Source organism: Nitrospira calida, from assembly GCF_976986435.1.
Map to the genome: position 1 here is coordinate 250,728 of NZ_OZ335950.1, position 18,975 is coordinate 269,702.

The following is an 18,975-nucleotide window of genomic DNA, read 5'->3' on the forward strand; positions in this document are numbered from 1 at the left end:
GCTGTTCGAACGGGGCTCCCTTCGCAGCAGCAACGGTCGGCGGCATGAGAAAGTCCTGCAAGAAACCGATCACGTCTTTCAATGAGACGCCCTGCAAGTCCTGGCCAGCCCGCTTCAGGAAGCCCTTCCATTGCGCCTGCTTGTCCTTATTGCTCCAAAAATCTTCCGTCGGGCACAGGGGAGAAACGGTCGGCAGCGGTGTCCGTCAGCGCGCAAAGGTGCCACGGATGGCGTAAGAGAGATCAGATCCATCAAACTTGAACTGCCTGGCAGGGACCAGAGATCGAAGAAATCCTTCGTGCGGCTGTTCGCGATGCCCAGCTCGACCATGGACTGGAACCTCTCCGCGATCACGGTCTCGCGCGGGTACGCCAACAGACGGGGCGCTGGAAAATCGAGGAGCGTGGGATACTCCAAAGAGACAGGCTTCGGCAGGACCACATCGCCAAACCCGATATCCACTTGGATCGGAATGCGGGCCACTCCCAGCCGCGCCTCGAAGGAGAGACGGACGCCTTCATATTCCTTCCCGTCGCGAATCTCCTCCCCGGTAACGGATTCGGCAAGGAACTTGAGCCCATCGTCCTCGACGGGCGTCCAACAGATTTCCTGGAAATCTTTCACGAGCACGCCGACGTCATTGGGACCTTTCCCGAGAAGGTCGAGATCGCGCGTCGCCCGGTGCGGCGCGCCGCTCCACACGGAAAACAGCATCGCGCCCTTCAGGACGAATCGCTCGCGCGCAGCCGAACGGCTCAACCGGTACAGCAGGCGCTCCAACGCATAATAAATGAGTGTCAGTTGAAAATCCTCACCGCGTTCGCGCGAGAGGTTCAACAGCCGCTGGCGCACCGAGGCCGCAACGTCCTTGAGCGAGTTCCGAGTCACGCCGTAGCCTCCAGATACGGACGCATCACGGCGGTCACCCGGCAGACCTTGGCATAGCGCCAGAGCTCATCCATGCCACCCCGGTGCTTGCGTCGGTAGTCCCGCAGCGCCTCCAGGGCCACATCCAGACCGATCTTGTTGCGGAATTTGAAACAGTCGGCGACGGTTTTGGCCTGGCCGAACACCCGGACAGGCACGTTTTCGATGGTGTGCTGCTCCACGCCTGCTTTCAGTGTGATCCCCGACATGCGCACGATTCGAATGGGAGGATATCCTTTCTTGGGAGCGCGGCTTTTTTGATCAATGGCCAGCCAGGTTTCAAAAGGAGCCTGGGTCGTCAGACCGTGAAAACGCAGGGCGGACAGCAGGCAGACCACCCCCTGCGGCACGCGTTTGCAGGCCTGCGCGAGATGGTAATGCTCGGTCTGGTCGCCTTCGGGGAGCACGTACAGACCGCGCGAGAATTGCTGAAGCAGGCCGCGCTGATAGAGCCGCCGCAGATAGATCGGCGGAATCCCGCGGCGGGTGAGGTCGCGCGTCCGAATCACTTTCAGTTGCCGCGCGATGTCGAGGACCTGTTGGGTTTTTGATTTCTTCGCCACTGTTATAAATCGTCGGCATTTGTTGTTAAGTACCGACATTTTGTAACAGCGTCCCGAGGGGGGAGGTCAAGGATTTTTCCCGGGCTTGGGGAGGGCCAAACAGAGGGCTGGGGATATTCAGAGAGGGATGCGCGGGATGGATAAAAACACCGTCACTTTTCGATAAGTGCAGACATTTTTATCCCGTTGGTATGAGTTGCAGCATCAGCATGATGATCATGATGATGGTAGTGATGCCGACGCCGATCATCAGCGTCCCGGGCAGGTTAACGAAAGTGGAGTGCGGTCACTCTGTCTGATGGCGATCATCATGATTGGACGACTTCCCGAACGTCGATTTTGCCGGTGACGGCGGCGGAGATGAGGGCAGTGCGGTATTCCTTGAGTTTCTCGATCCCCTCGCGGACCTTGACCCGATGCCGCTCGCTCATCGGGAGCGCCGTTCTCCGCCGAGTACAAATCGTGCGCGCTCCCGCCGCAGCATTTCGAATGGTGTCATGCACTTCGTGTTCATGCCGATACACACGTTTGGAATCTTGACCTGTCGCACGCCGTCGCTCGGCACCTCATGGGTCACGACAATGTGACCATGGGCATGCGCGTGCGCGACAAGGTAATAGTCCGAATCCTGAAGGAACGAAGTGACGGCTGCCGGGCGATACTGCTGATTATTGACCCACTCGCTTACGCGTGCGAGGCTCTCGAGCATCGCCTCATCAGGGCGCAGGAAGAACGTGTCACCACGGGCGGCAGCCCAGTCCGCCAGCTCATCGCTCCCCGCGGCTAGTTCATCGCCAACCTTCTCGATGCTGAACACGCGCTCCGCGGCATTCTGCTCGACGAGCCAGTCCCAGAAAGCGGGGCAAAAGTCCATCCCGTAATGGCGGCGCTTCGCCTCGATAAAGACGTTGGCGTCGAGGAGATAAACCATCAGATGGGATACCCAAGGCTCGCGCCCAGCTCGCGAAATGTCGTTTCTCTGGCGATGCCGAGCATGCGGAACGCATCGCGGTACAGCGTCTGCCCTTCCAATGTGCTCGCCACGAGCGCGCGGGCGAAGCGACGGCTCAGGCGAGCCGCCTGAGTCAGATAAAAGTCGCCCCCGCTTGTCTTGGGCATCTCGCGGAGACGGGCAAGCTCCTCATCATAGGCTGTCTCGAAGGCTTCGCGTGTGAGCCGTCGCGCATCGAGCAGGCGTCGCAAGATGACCAGCGTGCTGACCTTGAAATGCCTGGCGAGGCGCGGAACCTCGATGAGTACATCACCTCGAGGCAGTTCCTCGCGCAGCACAGCCAGGGGCACCAGTAGCTCCGCGGCCACGCGGTTGCACCAGGACTCGATCCGCTGCGTGGGCGTGGAACCCGGCGTCACGTCCGTGAGTGCCGATTCGCCGAGCCACACGTGCGCCAGCTCATGCGCGAGGGTGAACATCTGCGCAGCCTTGGTGTCGGCGCCGTTGATGAAGACCAGCGGCGCAAGATCATCCGCGAGCGCGAAGCCGCGAAACTCCTCGGGGTCAAGCCTCCGGTGGTTATTGCTGCCGACGACCCCGCTCACCATTACCAACACGCCGAGGTCGTCGGCCTGAGCGATGAACTGGCGCAACGCCTCCGTCCACGTGGAGCACTCGCGACGGGCATCAAGGTCGAACCCCAGCGCGCGCCGCATCGTCGCGGCCGTCTCCTCGATCGGCATAGTAAGCCGAGCCGAACCGACGAAGGCGCGCGGCTCCTCGCCCATCGAACGTGCCCAGTCGCGGTACCACGCCTGTCGGCGTTGGCACAGGTAAATAGTGTCCAGCAGGTCAGGGCTTGGGCGGCCAGTGAGCGTGTCAGCAATAGTGCGGAAGTCCGGGATGGGCACGCGCTCAACGGGCGGCTCGCGCAGGAAAAGGTAGCCGACCGGGACGTGAACCGTTCTCGCGAACTGCTCGAGTTGTTTCAGTGTCGGTCGCACCTCGCCCGCTTCCCAGGCAGGGAGCTTCGGAAACTTCCCGCTGAGATTTTCGGCGCGGCGCCCGGCGCGCTCGCGCGCCCAACGCAGCAACTCAGGCTTCACGACGACGCGATTCACGCGGCTTCCTCTCGCACATCAATCTTCCCCGTCACGGCCACGGAGATGAGGGCGGTGCGGTACTCCTTCAGCTTCTCGATGCCCTCACGGACCTTGGCGATGAGGGCGTCGAGCTTGGCGGTCTCGCGGTCCAACATTTCTGCAATGGCCTGTTGCTCTTTGGGTTTTGGAACTGGCGTAATAATCTCGAAGAATTCTTCGGGGTAAAGGCGGAGGCGAGATTTCCAAACTCCCTTCGAAAAGCGCGTGAGTTCGGACACATGGGCTGGAATTCGGCACAGGTAGTCATAGTATCGTGGCAGTAATGCCCGGTCTTTGAGCCGATAGATGTTATACGAGGGGCTCACCATTCCTGGCTCGCCTGCAATGCCCAGCGCTCCCATCCAAGCCCACATTGTATTGATGGCAAGATCATCTCGCTCGCAGAGCTTGTATCCTTCGTGAGACTCGGCTTCGATCATGTAAACTTCTTTTTCGGATCGCTTTGTTACTCCTGTTATATGGGAAACGGTGAGAAGCTCTTCTTCCCCTTCGAGGGATCTATGATCAATTTCGCGAAAGAGAACCTTGTTCCTCTTGATCTCCCAATGCGCCGGGATCCGGCCCAGCCATTCGACGCCGGAATCTTTCATCGGCACGGTTGGGTCGAGGCCTTTGGTGACGGCGTGGGTGATGAGGGCGGCGCGCTTCTCTTGCAGCAACTCGATCAGCCGCTCCTTCTTCGCCACCAGCGCATCAATCTTCGCCGTCTCCCGGTCGAGGAAGGCTGCGATGGCGCGTTGCTCATCAGGCGGTGGCTCCAAGAGAAGCACGGATTCCAGACTCTCCTTGGCCAATTCCTTGAACGTGCTCCCGTCTCCTAGGGACTCTAGCTCGCGCCGGGCCGCGAGAACCTGATAGTAATAGTACCTCTCACTCTGTCGTCTGCTGAACACCAAGGACCGGCAGCCTTGGTTCGTGCAAAGGGGTACGCCGGCAATAGCGAGATGCCCAATGGGCGCTCTTGTCGAAAGCACAAGACTTCCTTCCGGCACCAGGGTCGTCCCGCAACTCTCGTACCCTTTTCTTGTGATGTAACGTGTCGGACGCGATAGCTCAGGCACAACCAACTCCCCAAGATCGTCGGGAGTCACCCACGGAATATCACCGTCCCAATAGTCAGACTCGCCGCTCTTTGGAGTGGAGCCGTTGACAACTCGAAATAACCGCTTCAGCCGTTTCGTCTCCCAGTTCGTCGGAATCTTCCCCAGCCACTCGATACCGGAGTCCTTGTAGGCGGGATAGGGCTTCCATTTCATGGCAGATCCTCGATCCAGCGAAGCCGGCTGCGGTACTCGCCGTGCTGGAGCGCCTGGTAGAACTTTCGATCGGCCGTTAGAAACGGCAGGTCCAGCTTCATGGCCAGGGCCAGGTACAAGCTGTCGTACACACTCTGTTTCGTCAGGTGAGCGAGGTCGAAGGCGGCAAAAACCAACGGCTCATCGGCGTGCCGGCGGACCGGCGCCCGTCGGAATGCGCGCCAGATGTCCTCGGCGTCCGGCGCCGTCAGTTCGCCACGGCGACGCTTTTTCGCCAAGACGTTGCCGATCTCCAGCGTAAGAAAGGCAGGGACGTGCAGACGGGCGTCGGTGTGCTGAAGCCGCAAGGCCGGTTCGCTGTGCTCCTCCGGAACGAACCATTTGAGGATGACGCTCGCGTCGATCACGTAGGCCGTCACCGGTCACGGTCCTCACGGATCAAGGCGGCGCTATCGCTGAACTTCCTGCCGGATCGTTTCAGTCGTTCCCGTATCCGATCGGCCGCTTCCCAGAAGTCCCCAGGTTCTTCTTTGGCGGCTTCCTCAAGGATGGTCTTGACTTCCGCTTGAAGCGAACGCCCTCGTCTCTCGGCTCTCTTTTTGAGCCGAGCCACGACTTTGTCGTCCAGATTCCGAACAAGAACCTGTGCCATCTATCCGCCTCCTGCCCGCTTTAACGGGTCGCGCTTGCAAAATGCTAGCATCCTGACTTCTGGTCTGCAACCGCTATTCAGTGACCTCGCGCAACATCTTCACGATGTCCTGCTCCAGTGCCTTGAGCTCCGCCTCGATGGCCTCCAACGGCCGGGGCGGCTGGTACTGGTAGAAATACCGGTTGAAATTGATCTCGTAGCCGACCTTGCCGACTCTTCCATCCTTGGGGTCCACGATGGCCCGGTTGATCCAGGCGTCCGGCACGTGCGGCTTTACTTCCCGGTCAAAGTAGACCTGGATGTCTTCCTTGAGGGGCACGTTTTCGGTGTCGCGCAGTTCCGGATCGGGCTCGGGATTGCCCGCCTCATCGCGGCAGATCTCGGCCGTCTCGTCGCGCTCGGACAGGGCGTTCACAATCGCCTCGCGCAACGACTTGGTGAGCTTGAGGTCCGCTTTCTCCTGGGCTTTGTCGAGTTCTTGGGTGAACCGCGCTCGGTCTTTGAAGAGGGTGGACGGAAGGAGCTTCAGCATGGCCTCGATGGCTTCTTGTTTTTTTTCGACCTTCCTCTTCCTCCTTGGCCTTCTCCTTCGCCTGCTTCTTCTTACTGACCGCCAAATTCTTGAAGGCCGTTTCCTCTTTCAATCTGGCCATGCGTTCTGGGCCGGCCTGGAAATTGAGCCGCAACGGGCGCTCGACGGTAATCTTGCGGTAGCCGAAGTCGGTCGTGTCGAAGATTTTGCAGTGCTCGCCTTCTTTGAACGCCGTGAACAGGTCGGTGATCTGCTGAATCTGCTCGACCGAAATTTCCCGCCGCTTGTCGCCCAAGCTTCTGCGCATGGGGACCCAAAAGCTTGAGGCATTGATGAGCTGCACTTTCCCCCTGCGCTTCTTCTCTTGCCTGTTCGTGAGCACCCACACGTAGGTGGCGATGCCCGTGTTGTAGAAGAGCTGCTCCGGCATGGCGATGATCGCTTCGAGCCAGTCGTTCTCCAGAATCCAGCGGCGGATTTCGCTCTCGCCGCTTCCCGCGTCGCCGGTGAACAGCGGCGAGCCGTTCATGATGATGGCCACCCGGCTGCCGCCGTCTTTCGGGTCTTTCTTTCGCCCGAGCATGTGCTGAAGAAAGAGCAATTGCCCATCGCTGATGCGGGGGAGCCCGGCTCCGAAGCGGCCGGCATGGCCGCGCTCGTGTTCCGCCTCGACGGCTTCCTCGTCCCGCTTCCAGTCCTTGCCGTAGGGCGGATTGGCCAAGAGATAATCGAACCGCTTGCTAGCGTGCTTGTCGTCGGACAACACGCTGCCGAACGCGATGCTTTCGGCATCCCGCCCGTCCGGGCTGGTCATGAGCACGTCTGACTTTGAGACAGCCCAGGTTTCCGGGTTCACTTCCTGGCCGAAGAGGTACACGTCGGCATGGGGGTTGATCTCCAGAATCCGCTCTTTCGCGATGGTCAGCATGCCGCCCGACCCGCAGCAGGGATCGGCAATGGTGCGGACGATATGGTTCTTGGCAAGGGCCTCTTTATCCTGAGCCAGCAGCAGGTTCACCATGAGTCGGATGACCTCTCGCGGCGTGAAGTGCTCGCCCGGGTACCCGTTGCTCTGTAATAGCAACGGGTGGATCGTCCAGCGCTTCGTTGAACTTCCGAATGAGCTCCTCGAAGATGGAGCCCATCTCATGGTTCGAGACCGTGTTGGGATGCAAGTCAATCGTCTTGAACCGCTCCATGACCTGAAAGAGCAGGCCGGCCTCATCGAGCTTCTTGATCGTGTTGTCGAAGTCGAACTTCTCCAGCACTTCCTTCATGTTCGGAGAGAAGTTGTTGATGTAGTGGCGAAGGTTGGCGCCGAGGTGCACGTGATCGTGCAACAGGCTTTCGAAGTCGTACTTCGACGTGTTGTAGAAGGCGTAACCGGACGCTTTGCAGAGCTGCGGAACGACGTTTTCGAGCTTACCCTTGAGCTTGGCGTTGACTTGGAGGACTTTCTCCTTGGTGGGCGCCAGCACGCAGTCTATGCGCCGCAGGACCGTGAAGGGCAGGATCACGTCCTGATACTTGCCGCGCTTGAACGTGTCGCGGATGAGGTCCGCCACGCCCCAGATGAAACTGACCTTCTCGCCGAAGTTGTTCATGGTGTGAATCTCGGCAGATGAGAAGTGCAACCAGGCAACGTGTTTTGCAGAGGGATACGCGATTCTCTGCGCGAAATCAACCCAACATCTGAGGGTGAAACCGCCGTATGGTAAGGGTTACCGGAACAGCAGAGAAGATGTCAGGGGTGCCGGTCCGTTCAGCTCAGGCAGACCGTCGCCTCGCCGTTTTGTCGTTCTGCGGTCTAGCGCCGTACCGGTTCGCAAGGCGATGGGCCATGGCAGCGAACTCCGCTCGCCAGGACGCCGGCGCAAGGACCTCGACCTGATCGCCGAATCCCTGCACCCACCATCGGAGTTCCAATGTGTCGCGCACGGTCGCGCGCAGCAGGACTCGTCCATCTTTCTGAGGAATGAGCTGTTGGTCTCGTGAGAGGGGCCGTTCGGCCAAGTGCACAGCCGCCTCCCGCTCGAAGAGGACCTCCGCTCGGATGGATCGGCCCTGCACGGGATAGGAAAAGAACTGCTCATCTTTCACGTAACGGCTCAGCGAAAATCCTTCCGGGCGGCGGGCCGGCTCGTTGCGCAACATGGCCGAGGTCATTCGGTGCAGGGCCAGGTGCCGGATGTCGGCATACCGTTTCACGGTGCAGACCAGATAGACCACTCCATCCCGGAAGACGAGACCGAGCGGATGGACCGGGTAGGTTTTCGGTCGGTCGGCGGCCTTGCGGCGATAGGCAACGATGAGTTGCCGGTCGATCAGCAGGGCTTGATAGACAGCCTCCTGAACCGATGGGACGATTGCCGGAGCCTGCAGGACCGGCCCGCGCACAATGGCGCAGACCTTGTCCGGCCATAAGCTGATGTTCCCCCCGCGCGTGCTCGCGAGCACGTCGCGGGCCCGTTGGAAGTACGGGTTCAGATGGCGCAATGTCGTGGGCGGCAGGAGGGGTGTCACATACACCGCCGCCAACTGGAAGGCTAACGCCGTCGGGGGGTCCATACCGGGGATGTCCAAGGAAGCTGCCTCGGACATCCAAGACCATCGCAAGGCCTTGCCGTCGGCCTCGCTGGTGAGCGGAAAAATCTCCGAAAGTTTACCCAGGTCGCGTTGGATCGTCCGTAAGTCAACGGCAAAGCCCTCCTCCGCCAGACGATTCCTGATGTCCCGTGTTCCGACCGACCGGGGTGACCGCGGAATCAAGCGGAGCATGACCCACTGACGAAACACAGTCTCAGCGGCACGCCTCATCGCATCCTCAAGGTGTAACCCATCCCAGCGGGGAAAATGGCCGCTTGACGACGTATGTTGTCGCGCGAATCGGCTAGTTTGACAAGCACGAACACGTTTTTATGCAGGAGGATCATCACGAGGAGGTCTGCACATGCGCCACTGGAAATCCGAAGCTTTTCTGTCGTCGCGTCGTCTCCTGAAGCGACTCCATCGATCGAGGAGCATGTCTACTGCGCCGGTCCCGGCGGAGTACCGTGACCTGGTTGCCCGATGGATTCTCCGTCTGCTTGCCGCAGGTCGTCGCACGGAGATCGAGTGCGAGCAGGAATCCGCCCTCCAGAAGCTCACCGGTTTGCCGCAAGCCTATCTGAAGAGTCCGGCCAGCGTTGAAGCCAGACGAGCGATTCAGTATCGACTCGAAAGGGTGGAACGGCGTTCGGTGTCCGGGCGGACGCCTCTCGCGCGACAGCTCCATCAGCTTGCCGAAATGGTCGGCCTCTCTCAAGCCGAGCAGGAGCTGCTCGCCTTCGCGGTCTTGGTGCAAGCCTGTCCGGTGCTCAGCGACCTTCTGGAAGCGACGCGGAAGCAGAACCTGTGGTCGTTGGACGAGGTGCTGGCGATCGTGCTCGGAAAGGAGCGCAAAGAGATCGGCCGAATGCTGCGCGGGGACAGCGCACTCTGCTCGTCCGGTCTCTTGCGTGTGGATCGGACGGAACCCGATGTCGCGGAGATGCTGGATCTGTTGGAGGGGTTGGGCACCGGCCTGCTGGAAGATCCGGAGGGCGGGGCGGCGCCGTTTCGTCGCTATTGCGAGGTGGCACCGGACCCGCGCCATCGGCTGGAGGAATTTCCTCACCTTCGCGACCATATCGAGGTGCTGCACCGCCTGCTGGGCCAGGTCCTCGAGCACCCGACTACGGGCATCAATATCCTGGTGTACGGCGAGAGCGGCACGGGCAAAACGGAACTCGTCAAGGCGCTGGCCGCGTCCCTGCGCGCCACGCTCTTTCAGGTCGGGTACGAGTGCGAAGACAGGGAGCTCGAGCAGTTCCGCTTCCGGTCGTATCTCTTCACGCAGAAACTGCTGGCGCGCAACGACCGGAGCCTCATCCTCTTCGATGAGGTGGAAGATGTCTTTTGCGACCACGAGCTTCCGCTTGTGGGGTGGAAACGGCGATCCGGGCTCCGGAAGGCTTGGACCAATGCGGCTTTGGAGACCAATCCGCGCCCGGCCTTCTGGGTCTGCAACGAAATCGAGCAGATCGATCCGGCGTTTCGGCGGCGGTTCGCGTACGCGTTGGAGGTGCGAACACCGCCGCGGTCCGTGCGCCGCGCGGTGTTGGCGGGCAACCTCCACCATTTGCCGGTTCGACCGGAATGGATCGACCGGATGGCCGGCCATCCGAACCTGACCCCGGCCTTGATCGCCCAGGCGTCCAAGGTCGCGAGCTTGGCCGGCAGCGATGATCCGACTATGGTGGAAACACTCGTCGAGCGGGCGATCCGACAGAGTCTGGACGTGCTGGGTTGCGCGCCGCTCGATCGCATCGGCCCGGAGCCGCTCCTCAGCTACGATCTCGAGCACCTCAATGCCGGCCATGATCTGCAGGCTGTGGTGGAGGGACTCAAAAAACGCCCGATGGGGCGACTGTGTCTCGACGGTCCGCCCGGCAGCGGGAAAACCGCGTTCGCGCATTACGTGGCCGACCAGCTTGACCGTCCCCTCATCGAGCGCCGCGCGTCGGACTTGCTGAGTTGCTGGCTCGGCGGGACCGAACAGAATCTGGCCCGACTGTTCCGGGAGGCCGTCGACGAAGGCGCCGTGATCCTGCTCGATGAGGCCGACAGTTTTCTCCGTGATCGGCGCGGTGCGCATCGCTCCTGGGAAGTGACCCAAGTGAATGAACTCTTGAAGCAGATGGAAGCGTTTGAAGGGATCTGCTTCTGCGCCACCAACATGATGGAAGACCTCGACCCGGCCGTCCTGCGGCGGTTCGATTTGAAGATCCGGTTCGACTATCTGACGGCCGAACAGACACTGACCCTGTTCGTGATCGCGCTCGTTTCGGATCGGCAGCCGGGCGACGCAGTGATGGTGTCCGCGTCCGTGCAGGAGCGGTTGGCTCGATTGACCACGTTAACGCCAGGAGACTTTGTGACGGTGCTGCGGCAAGCGCGACTCCTGGGCAGGCGTTACAGTGCCGAGGAATTGCTCGCTGCGCTCGAAGCGGAGTGCCGGGTGAAAGATGGGAACACGACGCGCGTGACAGGGTTTTTCCCATGCCAGTAGCCAGACTGATGAAAGACGAGGGAGCGATGGATATCACTGGCAATGCCGATGACTCGGCGGCCAATCTTGCGGATCTTCGAACCGGGCCGGGCATTGTCGTGCTGTCGGTCACCATGCAGTTGCTGTACATGAACCAGGTCGCACACGACCTGACCCGGCAGATCCATGCGGCCGGGCAGACGAAAGGACCGTCGTCCGCCGCCCATGGCGTCTTGCCCACGGCGCTCACCGAGCTGTGCCGTGCAGTTATCGACGCCCTGAAGGAGAAAACCGAGGCCAAGGACTGGGAGCAGTTTCACGTCACGCGGATCGCCGCGTCGGCCGACGGCGCCATTCTGCTGAGAGGATTCGGCTTGCCGGATTCCGGTGGCCTTTCGCGTGCGCGGATCGTGGTGACAATCGAGCCGCTGGGGCGACAAGAACAGCAGAAGATCGAGCAAGCCCAGGAGCGCTACCAGTTGACGGACCGCGAGATGGCCGTTCTGCGCGAGCTGGTGAAGGGGTTCACCAACAAAGAGATCGCCAACACCCTCACCATCACCGAACAAACGGTCAAGGAACACGTCAAACACATCATGCGCAAAACCGGAGCCACGACTAGGGCGGGCATTGTGGCAAAGGTGCTTGGCCGGTAACGGAGCATGACAATGCGGGGCTTGCTACCGACCAGCCCGTCCGTGCTCGTACCCCGCCTGGTGTACTCGGCTTCGCGCGGACGGGTATTCAGATCGCACCACCCGCATTTTCACGCGGTCAGGGCGAGCCAAAGTCCTTAGATGATCTTTAGGAACTTGGCTCGATCCTCTTCCGAGACAGCCAGCGGTGCAACTCCTGACAGACTTGGTATCGAGGTTCTCGTACCAGCGCCAGGCGGTTCATCGCGCAGCACTCGTTGCTGAAGAAAACGTGAATTTGCTTGTAGCGCAGCGGGCCTCTGCTTCAACATAGGTCGCAGAGGTCGATAACGTGCACAGTCGCAATGGAGAAAACTCACCGACAGGACTCATCGGCAGTGAAGCATGATGCGGCGCTTCCCCGAGTCGCTGGCAAGGTGGGGACGCGCGCGCTTAGGGACGCGTTCTGGACGAAGGGGTTTTAAGCCAATGTTCGGACCATTCAGCGAGATATTGAAGATATTGATAAGCTGTCCACCATCGTTTCGTCGTCAAGGATTCGCTCGAACTGCGTTGGTGAGCGCAGCGATTCAGGGACAAAGTGGAGATCTGGGACCACCACCGTGGCCGGATGAATTGAAGGTGAAGTCTTGTAGAAGGGCCGGCCTGTACAGTTAAGGCGCTTGGCAAAAGGTAGAAACAATCTTTTTTCGATTAGACATCACCGCGCGGACAGGAGGGAACGCGAATGGCAAAGGTCGTCCCCCTGGCTAAACTAGACTCGTTGTCTAATGAGTCCTTGGAGCAACTTCTCACGGAAGCTCCACAGGTATCAAGCCTGCGCGAGGCAGTTGACTCGGTCATGCGTGCCATCCACGGCTTGCCCGACATCATGGGCTGCGAGCTCTCTCAAGTAGAGGTCTATCTTGGTCGTGCAGCGGCTAAACCGCCACGCCTTCGGCAGCGCTGGGAAGACGGCCGTTTCCGGTTCGAGGAGTGGAGATCAACCATTGCCATGGTGACATTCCGGACACGTAAATCCTTGATCCGTACCGAAAAGTGGGAATTAACGGCTCAGCGCTTCATCCGGTTTCTAGAAAAACGTCGTGTGCTCTGTTGTGCCAATGTGGCCGCAGGAGGCGCAGGCCGGTGGTCGGATACTCGAGAGACGGCGATTTACCTCGTCGCGCGGAAGCGCAGAGGCCGGCCGACTTTTGAGCCAACCGACGAAGAGCGAAAGCGCGCCGTAGGTGACCTCGTTGATCAAGGGTGCTTTGAGGATGCTGAGGCAATGCGGGAAGCGTCGCAATTATTCATGCACCCCGAAGAGAGGGCTGAGCACGAATGGTTTTCACCGAAAACTCTCCCGCATCGAAACGGCAACTCGGAATCTTTCGAGGAGGTACCACAATGCAAGGTATGTCACCATCCAGCAACACCAGGCAACTACGGATTCTGCGGGTACCACCGGAGATTAAAACGTTGAGCCGACGAGATCACATAGCATCATATCCTACATTCGTTTGGTCCAGGAAGAGCATACTGTATGGCGTTACAGATTGAGGCTCTTTGGGAGAAGGCCGGTTTTAAACCAAATGATTCACAGCGCGAGGCGATCCTCTACACGGACGGGCCGCTGTTCCTGACGGCGGGACCGGGGACGGGTAAGACGCGCGTGCTCCTCTGGCGTACGCTGAACCTGATCGTCTTCCACGAGGTGCCACCGGAGGAGATCTTCCTTGGCACGTTCACCGAGAAGGCTGCGCTGCAACTTCGTCAAGGCCTCATAGCATATCTCTCGGAAGTGACAAAGCTGACCGGGCGCCCTTATGACCTTTCGCCCATGCCGATCGGTACGGTCCACTCGATTTGCCAGCGCATCCTTGCCGATCGCCGCTTCTCGCGCGGCAGAGCACGCCCCGGGAACGTCCCCTTAGTCGATGAGCTGGACCAGTACTTCACTGTGCACGATCGGTGGGACGATCTGCTTAAGGCCGGCGGGTTCGAGCGCGAGGAGAGCGAGACAATCACGCAATACCTCACCGGGCGTCGATCAAAGTCGCGCCACGAGGCTGTCGCAGCAGCGATCTCGCTCTTCAACCGGTTCAGCGAGGAGTGCCTCGATCCCGGCAAGGCTGCTGGTAAGACGTCCGACGCCACTCTTCAGAAGCTACTCCTGATGTATCAGGCGTACCGCGATCTTCGTGTCGCTGATCTATCGCTGCTCCAGCAGGCAGCGCTCGAGCACTGCCGTGCTAACGACGTCACGAGCCGTGTCCTGCGTCACGTGATCGTGGACGAGTACCAGGACACGAACCACGTCCAGGAGTCGCTCTTCTTCCACTTGGCCGGCGGCTACCAGAACCTCTGCGTCGTCGGCGACGATGATCAGGCGCTCTACCGCTTCCGCGGAGCAACCGTCGAGAACCTCGTGGAGTTCGAGGACCGCTGCCGTGAGCACCTCGGTCAAGCCCCGCGCACGATCAACCTTGGGACGAACTACCGCTCGCAGCGAAAGATCGTGGAGTTCTACTCCGAGTTCATCCGGCACCCCCACTTCGACTGGAGCAAGGGACCCGGGAAGAAGGGCTCCTACCGTATCGAGAGCAAGACGATCGTCGCGCACAGCAAGGACGACACGCCCGCCGTCGTCGCGAGCGCACCGGCACACCCCGACGACGTCTGCGCCGAGGTGGCCGGGCTTGTCCGCCGGCTCCTCGATGAGAAGAAGGTCGCAGACCCGAACCAGATCGCGTTCCTCTACCCGAGCCTGAAGAGCAACCAGGTCAAGCGGATGATCACCGCTCTGGAGAAGAAAGAACTGAAGGTCTATGCGCCGCGCGCCGGGCAGTTCCTCGATGTGGAGGAGGCACTCGACGTCTTCGGTGTGCTCCTCGTGCTCTTCGGGAGCCCCGCGGGTGGAGCGGCAAGCCCGGGGATGCATCAGTTCTTCGACTGGGTGACGCGAGCACATGAACGCGGGAAGGTGATCGTGCGCGAGGACCGGGCGCTCACGGCGTTCATCAAGGAGCGCCAGGAGCAGATCGACCGCGCGATCGCCGATCGCCAACTCCTCGTCGCCGCTGTGGGCGAGCAGAATCTCGCAGAGCCAATCATCGACACGATTGTCGCCCGCATGGTCAAGGTGAAGGATCTGTCGCCGCGAGCGACGGGCTACGTGCGCCGTGGCTTGCGCCGATTGATCGAAGCTCGGCGACGGGCGGAACGCCCTCTCACGGTCGACTACGTCGTGAACCGCATGACCACGCTCGACTGGGGCGTGCTCGACATCTTCTACGAGCTCACGGGGTTCCAGCACTTCCGCCCTGCATTCGACCTCGCGGCACAGGGGGACGAAGGGCCCCTGTGCAACCTCGCCCTGATCTCAAAATACCTGGCGCGCTTCCAGGCGCGGCAGAAGAGTGCGGTTCTCTCGGCCTCTTTCCTCCAAGGCAGGAAATTCGTGCGGACCTTCTTCAACTCGTTCGTCTACGCTCTGTGGCGACGTGGTGAGTCGGAGTATGAGGACGCCGACGATCCCTTCCCCAAGGGGCGAATCCCGTTCCTCACGGTGCATCAGGCAAAGGGACTTGAGTTTCCCGTCGTGGTGCTCGGCAACCCGCGCAAGAAGAAACTGGAGCAGAAGATCGAAAAGATCGTCCGGCCGCTGCTCGATAGCCGCCAGGGCGAACCGCTCGACCGGATCGCAACGTTCGATGCCGCCCGGATGTTCTACGTCGCGCTCTCGCGGCCCAAGAACCTGCTCGTGCTCTGTCACTACCAGGGCCAAGGCCAGCACTTGAACGAGCCGTTCGCGACGCTCCTCGACGACGACTTCCCGCGCATCGCAGATCTTGATCTCGACAAAATCCCCCGTGCGGAACCGAAGCACGAGGAGGAGCTGCCGAAGACGTACTCGTACACTGGCGACTACCTCGCGTATCGCGCCTGCCCGCGACGCTACATGTTCTACCGGCACTACGACTTCGCGCCGACGCGCGCGCAGACGATGTTTTTCGGCAGCTTGGTCCATCGGACGATTGAGGATCTCCATCAGTGGCTTCGGGCTCAGGCCGAGGCCGGGAGGCGGGTGTCGTGAGCCGCGAGGCGAAAAAGTCCGTTGATCGCGTGATACACGACGCCGAGGTCGAGGAGCGGATCCGCGAGTTCTTCGAGAGGAACCACGATCTGCTCCGCCAGGAAGGTGGGCACGTGCTCGCCGAGGGCGCGAAGCGTCAAGCGCTGGATCAGGTGCTGTGCTACTGGCGCAAGCTCAAGGCGATCGCGACCTTGGTCACCGAGACCGAGGTTAAGCTCGCACTTCCCGGCCTCAAAACGCCGAAGGGGCGCCCCTTCGTCCTTGAGGGAGTCGTGGACATCGTGCGGGAGGGGAATAAAGTCCTGATGTACGATCTGAAGACCCATGAGGAGAGCGAGGTCCGTGCCGAGAGCGAGCTATACAAACAGCAGCTCAACGTTTACGCGTACATCTGGAAGAGATTGCGTAACCAGGGTCTCGATGGGACGGCGATCATCGCCACACGCTTGCCACCCGAACTCCGCGAGGCGCTCAAGGCACGCGCTCCGAAGGCGATCAACGCCGCCATGGCGGCCTGGGATCCAGTCGTTGATCTGCCGTTCGACGAGGACGAGGTCGCCCGCACGATCGAGGATTTCGGCCGATGCGTGGATGAGATCGAGGACGGCAAGTTCGCGCCGCCACCGGTTGACAAACTCGGCAAGCCACACGGTACTCGACGCAAGAAGGACCACGGAGACACGCCTGGAGGCGGTCTTGATCGCGAGCCGACATTTGCTGAAATCCATTGCCGAAACTGCGACGCCCGGTTCAGTTGCGACTCGTATCAAGCATACCAGGAAGGTCAGGGTGGGCCGCGGAGCAAACGGAAAACTCCCGGCATGCGGGATGATGCAGCCGAACAAGAACTAGACGCTTGGATCGAAGACAACTTGGCAGAATTCTGAGACAACGCGCCGTAAAACAGGGCTTGCCCCTCAGAGCGTATCGGCGCGAGGAGACTTTCTGGAGAAGGTTCAGATGCACCAACGCTGCAAGAGTGGAACAAAAGGCCATTAATGTCCAATCTGCCGTAATCAAACCGGGCGCCATGAGAAGAGGGTTCTCCACTGCAAGGCATGCCGGTCCATCTGGTAGAGCTGATTGATCGCCTGGGGTTGGTAAAAGGCAGAACGGGGACACCTTGATGACCTGTGGCAAGCGCACCACCCATCAAGCATTGTAGGTTCTGAATATGATTTTGTGTTGTAGCACCTGTTCAACAACCATAGTCACCCAACACCGAGGGTGATAGGACAGACAGGGAAGCCTATTCCTTATCAGATGTGTTGGAATGCCAGCGTCATTTGTTAAAAATAATTGGAGAAACGTTCGAGAAACGAACTCCCCGTCGATCACACCTCCTCCTCAAATCTGGAATAGAAGGACTCTATGCGGCGCGTTGTATTAAAGGAAAGCGATCGGTGGTATGGGCTGATGCTGATGGCATGGATGACACACCCTAAATTTAGGACCATCACGAGGCAACGAGCCTCGCGTTGGGTCGTGAATGACCGCCTTGAACTCATTTTCAAGTATAGCCGCGAAACACGTACCAAAAAGGGAAGAAGCTGGTTCTTTAACGTTTCTTCTATCGAGTGGCCACGCAAACGGTTGTGTGTATGCCTCCAGTGCGGGACGAACATGATCGTAGTAACGCGAGGGGACCTCCGTAATCTAGAGGCTCCCCGCTGGTCTCGCAACCGCATCAAGTGGATAAGAGTGGTATGCGATGTAAAGGGGGATTGGTACATGATCGGACCGAACAAAAAAACCATACCGCTTACCAGTGAGGGGGGATTAGGGTACTTCCTCATGCATGATCGCGCGAAGGGTTCACCTCGACTCAGAGTCATCTGAGTCCCTGAAAGGAAAAGCAGAGAAATCAAGAGGAAATAAAGGGGTTCGACCCCTTAACTTCCTCGACCCCTTAATTTGCGCCGGCCATGAGATCATCGTCCCCGTCGTCGGACCCCGCCTCATGCATGCACAGGTCTGGATGCTTCTGCCACACGCTTGGCCTTGATCTTCCCGGCCTTCTTTTCCATCTGTGCTAGGTCGTAGGCCGCCTGCATCCGCAGCCACGTCTCCGCACCGCCGCCGAACGCCTTGTCCAGCCGGATTGCCATTTCTGCCGAAATCCCCGCTTTGCCGGTCACCAGGTTATGCATCGCCTGCCGCGTGATCCCCAGCACCTTCGCGCCTTCTGCCACGGATAGTCCCAGCGGCTCAAGGCAGTCATGCCGCACCGACAGTCCAGGATGGGGAGGGTTCTTCATACGCATGGCAGTTCTCCTAATGGTAATCAATCAAGTCCACATCATACGCCGCGCCGTTCTCAAATCGGAAAATGATCCGCCAGTTTCCCGACACGGACACCGACCAGAACCCCGCCAACTCGCCTTTCAACAGATGCAATCTGTACCCCGGCAGGTCCATGTCCTGAACGGTTACGGCCTCATTCAGTCGAGCTAGTATCCGCGCGATCTTGTCACTGTGCGCCGCCGGCAGCTTTCGCCGATCATCCTCCTCGAAGAGCTTCTTCAGACCCTTGGACGAAGAAAATGTACCGGGAGTCTTTGTTGGCTTTCGATACCACTCGGGGAGCGGTAGCCCAGAAGTCGGAGGTCTTCACGAACGCCGCGCCTAGACTCAATGCGGGCGTTAACGGTTTGTGACGTCATCGTGAAACCCTGCATGATCTCTTGACACCCCAAAACAGTTGCTCACCCGGCACCTGGAGAGAGAAGAGTGAAAGTTGTCACCCCTTCCTCACCACGCCTTCGTCACCTGATGCAGCGTCACCGCGTTGCCTTCGGGGTCGAGCACGACAGCCATCCGACAGACGGGCGTGGAGAAGGGCTCGACTTTGACGGTCACGCCTCTCGCGCGGAGCTTGGCGATCAGCGCATCCACGTCGTCGACCTCGAACCCGATGCTCCCCCCGGCCTCAGCGCTCGGATGGACGCCTTCCGCGAAGGTGGTGATCGCGAACGTCCCGCCGGGCAGGTCGTATTCGGCCCAGGCCTGTCCGCCTTCCTCCATGATCCTGGCGAGTTTCAAGCCCAGTGCTTCCTCATAGAAACGCCGGGCGCGCGACATGTCAGTGACCGGATACATCATGAAGGCAATGGCTGTGACCATGGGGA

Annotated in this window: 16 protein-coding genes and 2 pseudogenes; 5 read left to right on the forward strand and 13 right to left on the reverse strand. The window is 59.9% G+C overall.

The features are described from left to right. Positions 1 to 114 precede the first annotated feature (114 nt). The 10 genes and pseudogenes from ACWHTU_RS01315 to ACWHTU_RS01360 form a co-directional block, all read right to left on the reverse strand. A complete protein-coding gene (locus ACWHTU_RS01315) occupies positions 115 to 888 on the reverse strand; it encodes a nucleotidyl transferase AbiEii/AbiGii toxin family protein (protein ID WP_447861121.1) in 774 nt (257 codons plus the stop codon). Beyond that, positions 885 to 1,529 carry a type IV toxin-antitoxin system AbiEi family antitoxin domain-containing protein gene (locus ACWHTU_RS01320; protein ID WP_447861122.1) on the reverse strand — a complete coding sequence of 215 codons (645 nt, stop codon included), beginning with the start codon at positions 1,527 to 1,529 and terminating at the stop codon, positions 885 to 887. Before ACWHTU_RS01320 ends, ACWHTU_RS01315 begins: the two co-directional genes overlap by 4 nt. 269 nt (positions 1,530 to 1,798) lie before the next feature. Next, a pseudogene (locus ACWHTU_RS01325) lies at positions 1,799 to 1,885 on the reverse strand (restriction endonuclease subunit S); the annotation flags it as partial. A gap of 32 nt (positions 1,886 to 1,917) precedes the next feature. Continuing rightward, on the reverse strand, positions 1,918 to 2,421 hold the full coding sequence (locus ACWHTU_RS01330) for a DUF4411 family protein (protein ID WP_447861123.1): 504 nt from the start codon (positions 2,419 to 2,421) through the stop codon (positions 1,918 to 1,920). Beyond that, positions 2,421 to 3,563 carry an ImmA/IrrE family metallo-endopeptidase gene (locus tag ACWHTU_RS01335; protein ID WP_447861124.1) on the reverse strand — a complete coding sequence of 381 codons (1,143 nt, stop codon included), beginning with the start codon at positions 3,561 to 3,563 and terminating at the stop codon, positions 2,421 to 2,423. Before ACWHTU_RS01335 ends, ACWHTU_RS01330 begins: the two co-directional genes overlap by 1 nt. After that, entirely contained in the window at positions 3,560 to 4,861 is a 1,302-nt protein-coding gene (locus tag ACWHTU_RS01340) for a restriction endonuclease subunit S (protein ID WP_447861125.1), read from the reverse strand. The genes ACWHTU_RS01335 and ACWHTU_RS01340 overlap by 4 nt, the downstream gene beginning before the upstream one ends. Continuing rightward, complete coding sequence (locus ACWHTU_RS01345; protein WP_447861126.1) at positions 4,858 to 5,280, reverse strand: type II toxin-antitoxin system VapC family toxin; 423 nt, start codon at positions 5,278 to 5,280, stop codon at positions 4,858 to 4,860. Before ACWHTU_RS01345 ends, ACWHTU_RS01340 begins: the two co-directional genes overlap by 4 nt. Beyond that, positions 5,277 to 5,513 carry a FitA-like ribbon-helix-helix domain-containing protein gene (locus ACWHTU_RS01350; protein WP_447861127.1) on the reverse strand — a complete coding sequence of 79 codons (237 nt, stop codon included), beginning with the start codon at positions 5,511 to 5,513 and terminating at the stop codon, positions 5,277 to 5,279. The genes ACWHTU_RS01345 and ACWHTU_RS01350 overlap by 4 nt, the downstream gene beginning before the upstream one ends. Positions 5,514 to 5,586: 73 nt before the next feature. Next, a pseudogene (locus tag ACWHTU_RS01355) lies at positions 5,587 to 7,649 on the reverse strand (type I restriction-modification system subunit M). A gap of 163 nt (positions 7,650 to 7,812) precedes the next feature. Continuing rightward, a complete protein-coding gene (locus tag ACWHTU_RS01360; RefSeq protein WP_447861128.1) occupies positions 7,813 to 8,862 on the reverse strand; it encodes a helix-turn-helix transcriptional regulator in 1,050 nt (349 codons plus the stop codon). Positions 8,863 to 9,067: 205 nt separating this feature from the next. On the opposite strand from ACWHTU_RS01360, the gene ACWHTU_RS01365 reads away from it, so the two are divergent. From ACWHTU_RS01365 to ACWHTU_RS01385, 5 genes are all read left to right on the forward strand, one after another. Beyond that, the gene (locus ACWHTU_RS01365; protein ID WP_447861129.1) at positions 9,068 to 11,134 is read left to right on the forward strand and encodes an AAA family ATPase; all 2,067 of its coding nucleotides are present in this window, start codon (positions 9,068 to 9,070) and stop codon (positions 11,132 to 11,134) included. Then, positions 11,125 to 11,769, forward strand: coding sequence for a response regulator transcription factor (locus ACWHTU_RS01370; protein WP_447861130.1), 645 nt, complete (start codon positions 11,125 to 11,127; stop codon positions 11,767 to 11,769). The genes ACWHTU_RS01365 and ACWHTU_RS01370 overlap by 10 nt, the downstream gene beginning before the upstream one ends. A gap of 727 nt (positions 11,770 to 12,496) precedes the next feature. Continuing rightward, positions 12,497 to 13,234, forward strand: coding sequence for a hypothetical protein (locus ACWHTU_RS01375; protein ID WP_447861131.1), 738 nt, complete (start codon positions 12,497 to 12,499; stop codon positions 13,232 to 13,234). A 60-nt stretch (positions 13,235 to 13,294) separates the two neighbouring features. Then, positions 13,295 to 15,847: a UvrD-helicase domain-containing protein gene (locus ACWHTU_RS01380; protein WP_447861132.1), complete on the forward strand. Its 2,553-nt coding sequence runs from the start codon at positions 13,295 to 13,297 to the stop codon at positions 15,845 to 15,847. Beyond that, complete coding sequence (locus ACWHTU_RS01385) at positions 15,844 to 16,734, forward strand: PD-(D/E)XK nuclease family protein (protein ID WP_447861133.1); 891 nt, start codon at positions 15,844 to 15,846, stop codon at positions 16,732 to 16,734. The genes ACWHTU_RS01380 and ACWHTU_RS01385 overlap by 4 nt, the downstream gene beginning before the upstream one ends. A 1,071-nt stretch (positions 16,735 to 17,805) precedes the next feature. On the opposite strand, the gene ACWHTU_RS01390 is transcribed toward ACWHTU_RS01385, so the two are convergent. The 3 genes from ACWHTU_RS01390 to ACWHTU_RS01400 all read right to left on the reverse strand — a co-directional run bounded on the left by ACWHTU_RS01390 (position 17,806) and on the right by ACWHTU_RS01400 (position 18,970). Continuing rightward, a complete protein-coding gene (locus ACWHTU_RS01390; RefSeq protein ID WP_447861134.1) occupies positions 17,806 to 18,111 on the reverse strand; it encodes a HigA family addiction module antitoxin in 306 nt (101 codons plus the stop codon). 10 nt (positions 18,112 to 18,121) lie between these two features. Continuing rightward, positions 18,122 to 18,373, reverse strand: coding sequence for a type II toxin-antitoxin system RelE/ParE family toxin (locus ACWHTU_RS01395; protein WP_447863292.1), 252 nt, complete (start codon positions 18,371 to 18,373; stop codon positions 18,122 to 18,124). A gap of 225 nt (positions 18,374 to 18,598) precedes the next feature. Continuing rightward, positions 18,599 to 18,970, reverse strand: a complete 372-nt coding sequence (locus tag ACWHTU_RS01400; protein ID WP_447861135.1) for a VOC family protein — start codon at positions 18,968 to 18,970, stop codon at positions 18,599 to 18,601. Between the last annotated feature and the right edge of the window lie 5 nt (positions 18,971 to 18,975).

What these genes read in the sequence shown, in the direction of transcription:
- ACWHTU_RS01320 (WP_447861122.1), bottom strand. Translation starts at nt 1,529, where the DNA reads ATGTCGGTACTTAACAACAAATGCCGACGATTTATAACAGTGGCGAAG.
- ACWHTU_RS01330 (WP_447861123.1), bottom strand. Translation starts at nt 2,421, where the DNA reads ATGGTTTATCTCCTCGACGCCAACGTCTTTATCGAGGCGAAGCGCCGC.
- ACWHTU_RS01340 (WP_447861125.1), bottom strand. Translation starts at nt 4,861, where the DNA reads ATGAAATGGAAGCCCTATCCCGCCTACAAGGACTCCGGTATCGAGTGG.
- ACWHTU_RS01350 (WP_447861127.1), bottom strand. Translation starts at nt 5,513, where the DNA reads ATGGCACAGGTTCTTGTTCGGAATCTGGACGACAAAGTCGTGGCTCGG.
- ACWHTU_RS01360 (WP_447861128.1), bottom strand. Translation starts at nt 8,862, where the DNA reads ATGAGGCGTGCCGCTGAGACTGTGTTTCGTCAGTGGGTCATGCTCCGC.
- ACWHTU_RS01365 (WP_447861129.1), top strand. Translation starts at nt 9,068, where the DNA reads ATGTCTACTGCGCCGGTCCCGGCGGAGTACCGTGACCTGGTTGCCCGA.
- ACWHTU_RS01370 (WP_447861130.1), top strand. Translation starts at nt 11,125, where the DNA reads ATGCCAGTAGCCAGACTGATGAAAGACGAGGGAGCGATGGATATCACT.
- ACWHTU_RS01375 (WP_447861131.1), top strand. Translation starts at nt 12,497, where the DNA reads ATGGCAAAGGTCGTCCCCCTGGCTAAACTAGACTCGTTGTCTAATGAG.
- ACWHTU_RS01380 (WP_447861132.1), top strand. Translation starts at nt 13,295, where the DNA reads ATGGCGTTACAGATTGAGGCTCTTTGGGAGAAGGCCGGTTTTAAACCA.
- ACWHTU_RS01390 (WP_447861134.1), bottom strand. Translation starts at nt 18,111, where the DNA reads ATGCGTATGAAGAACCCTCCCCATCCTGGACTGTCGGTGCGGCATGAC.
- ACWHTU_RS01400 (WP_447861135.1), bottom strand. Translation starts at nt 18,970, where the DNA reads ATGGTCACAGCCATTGCCTTCATGATGTATCCGGTCACTGACATGTCG.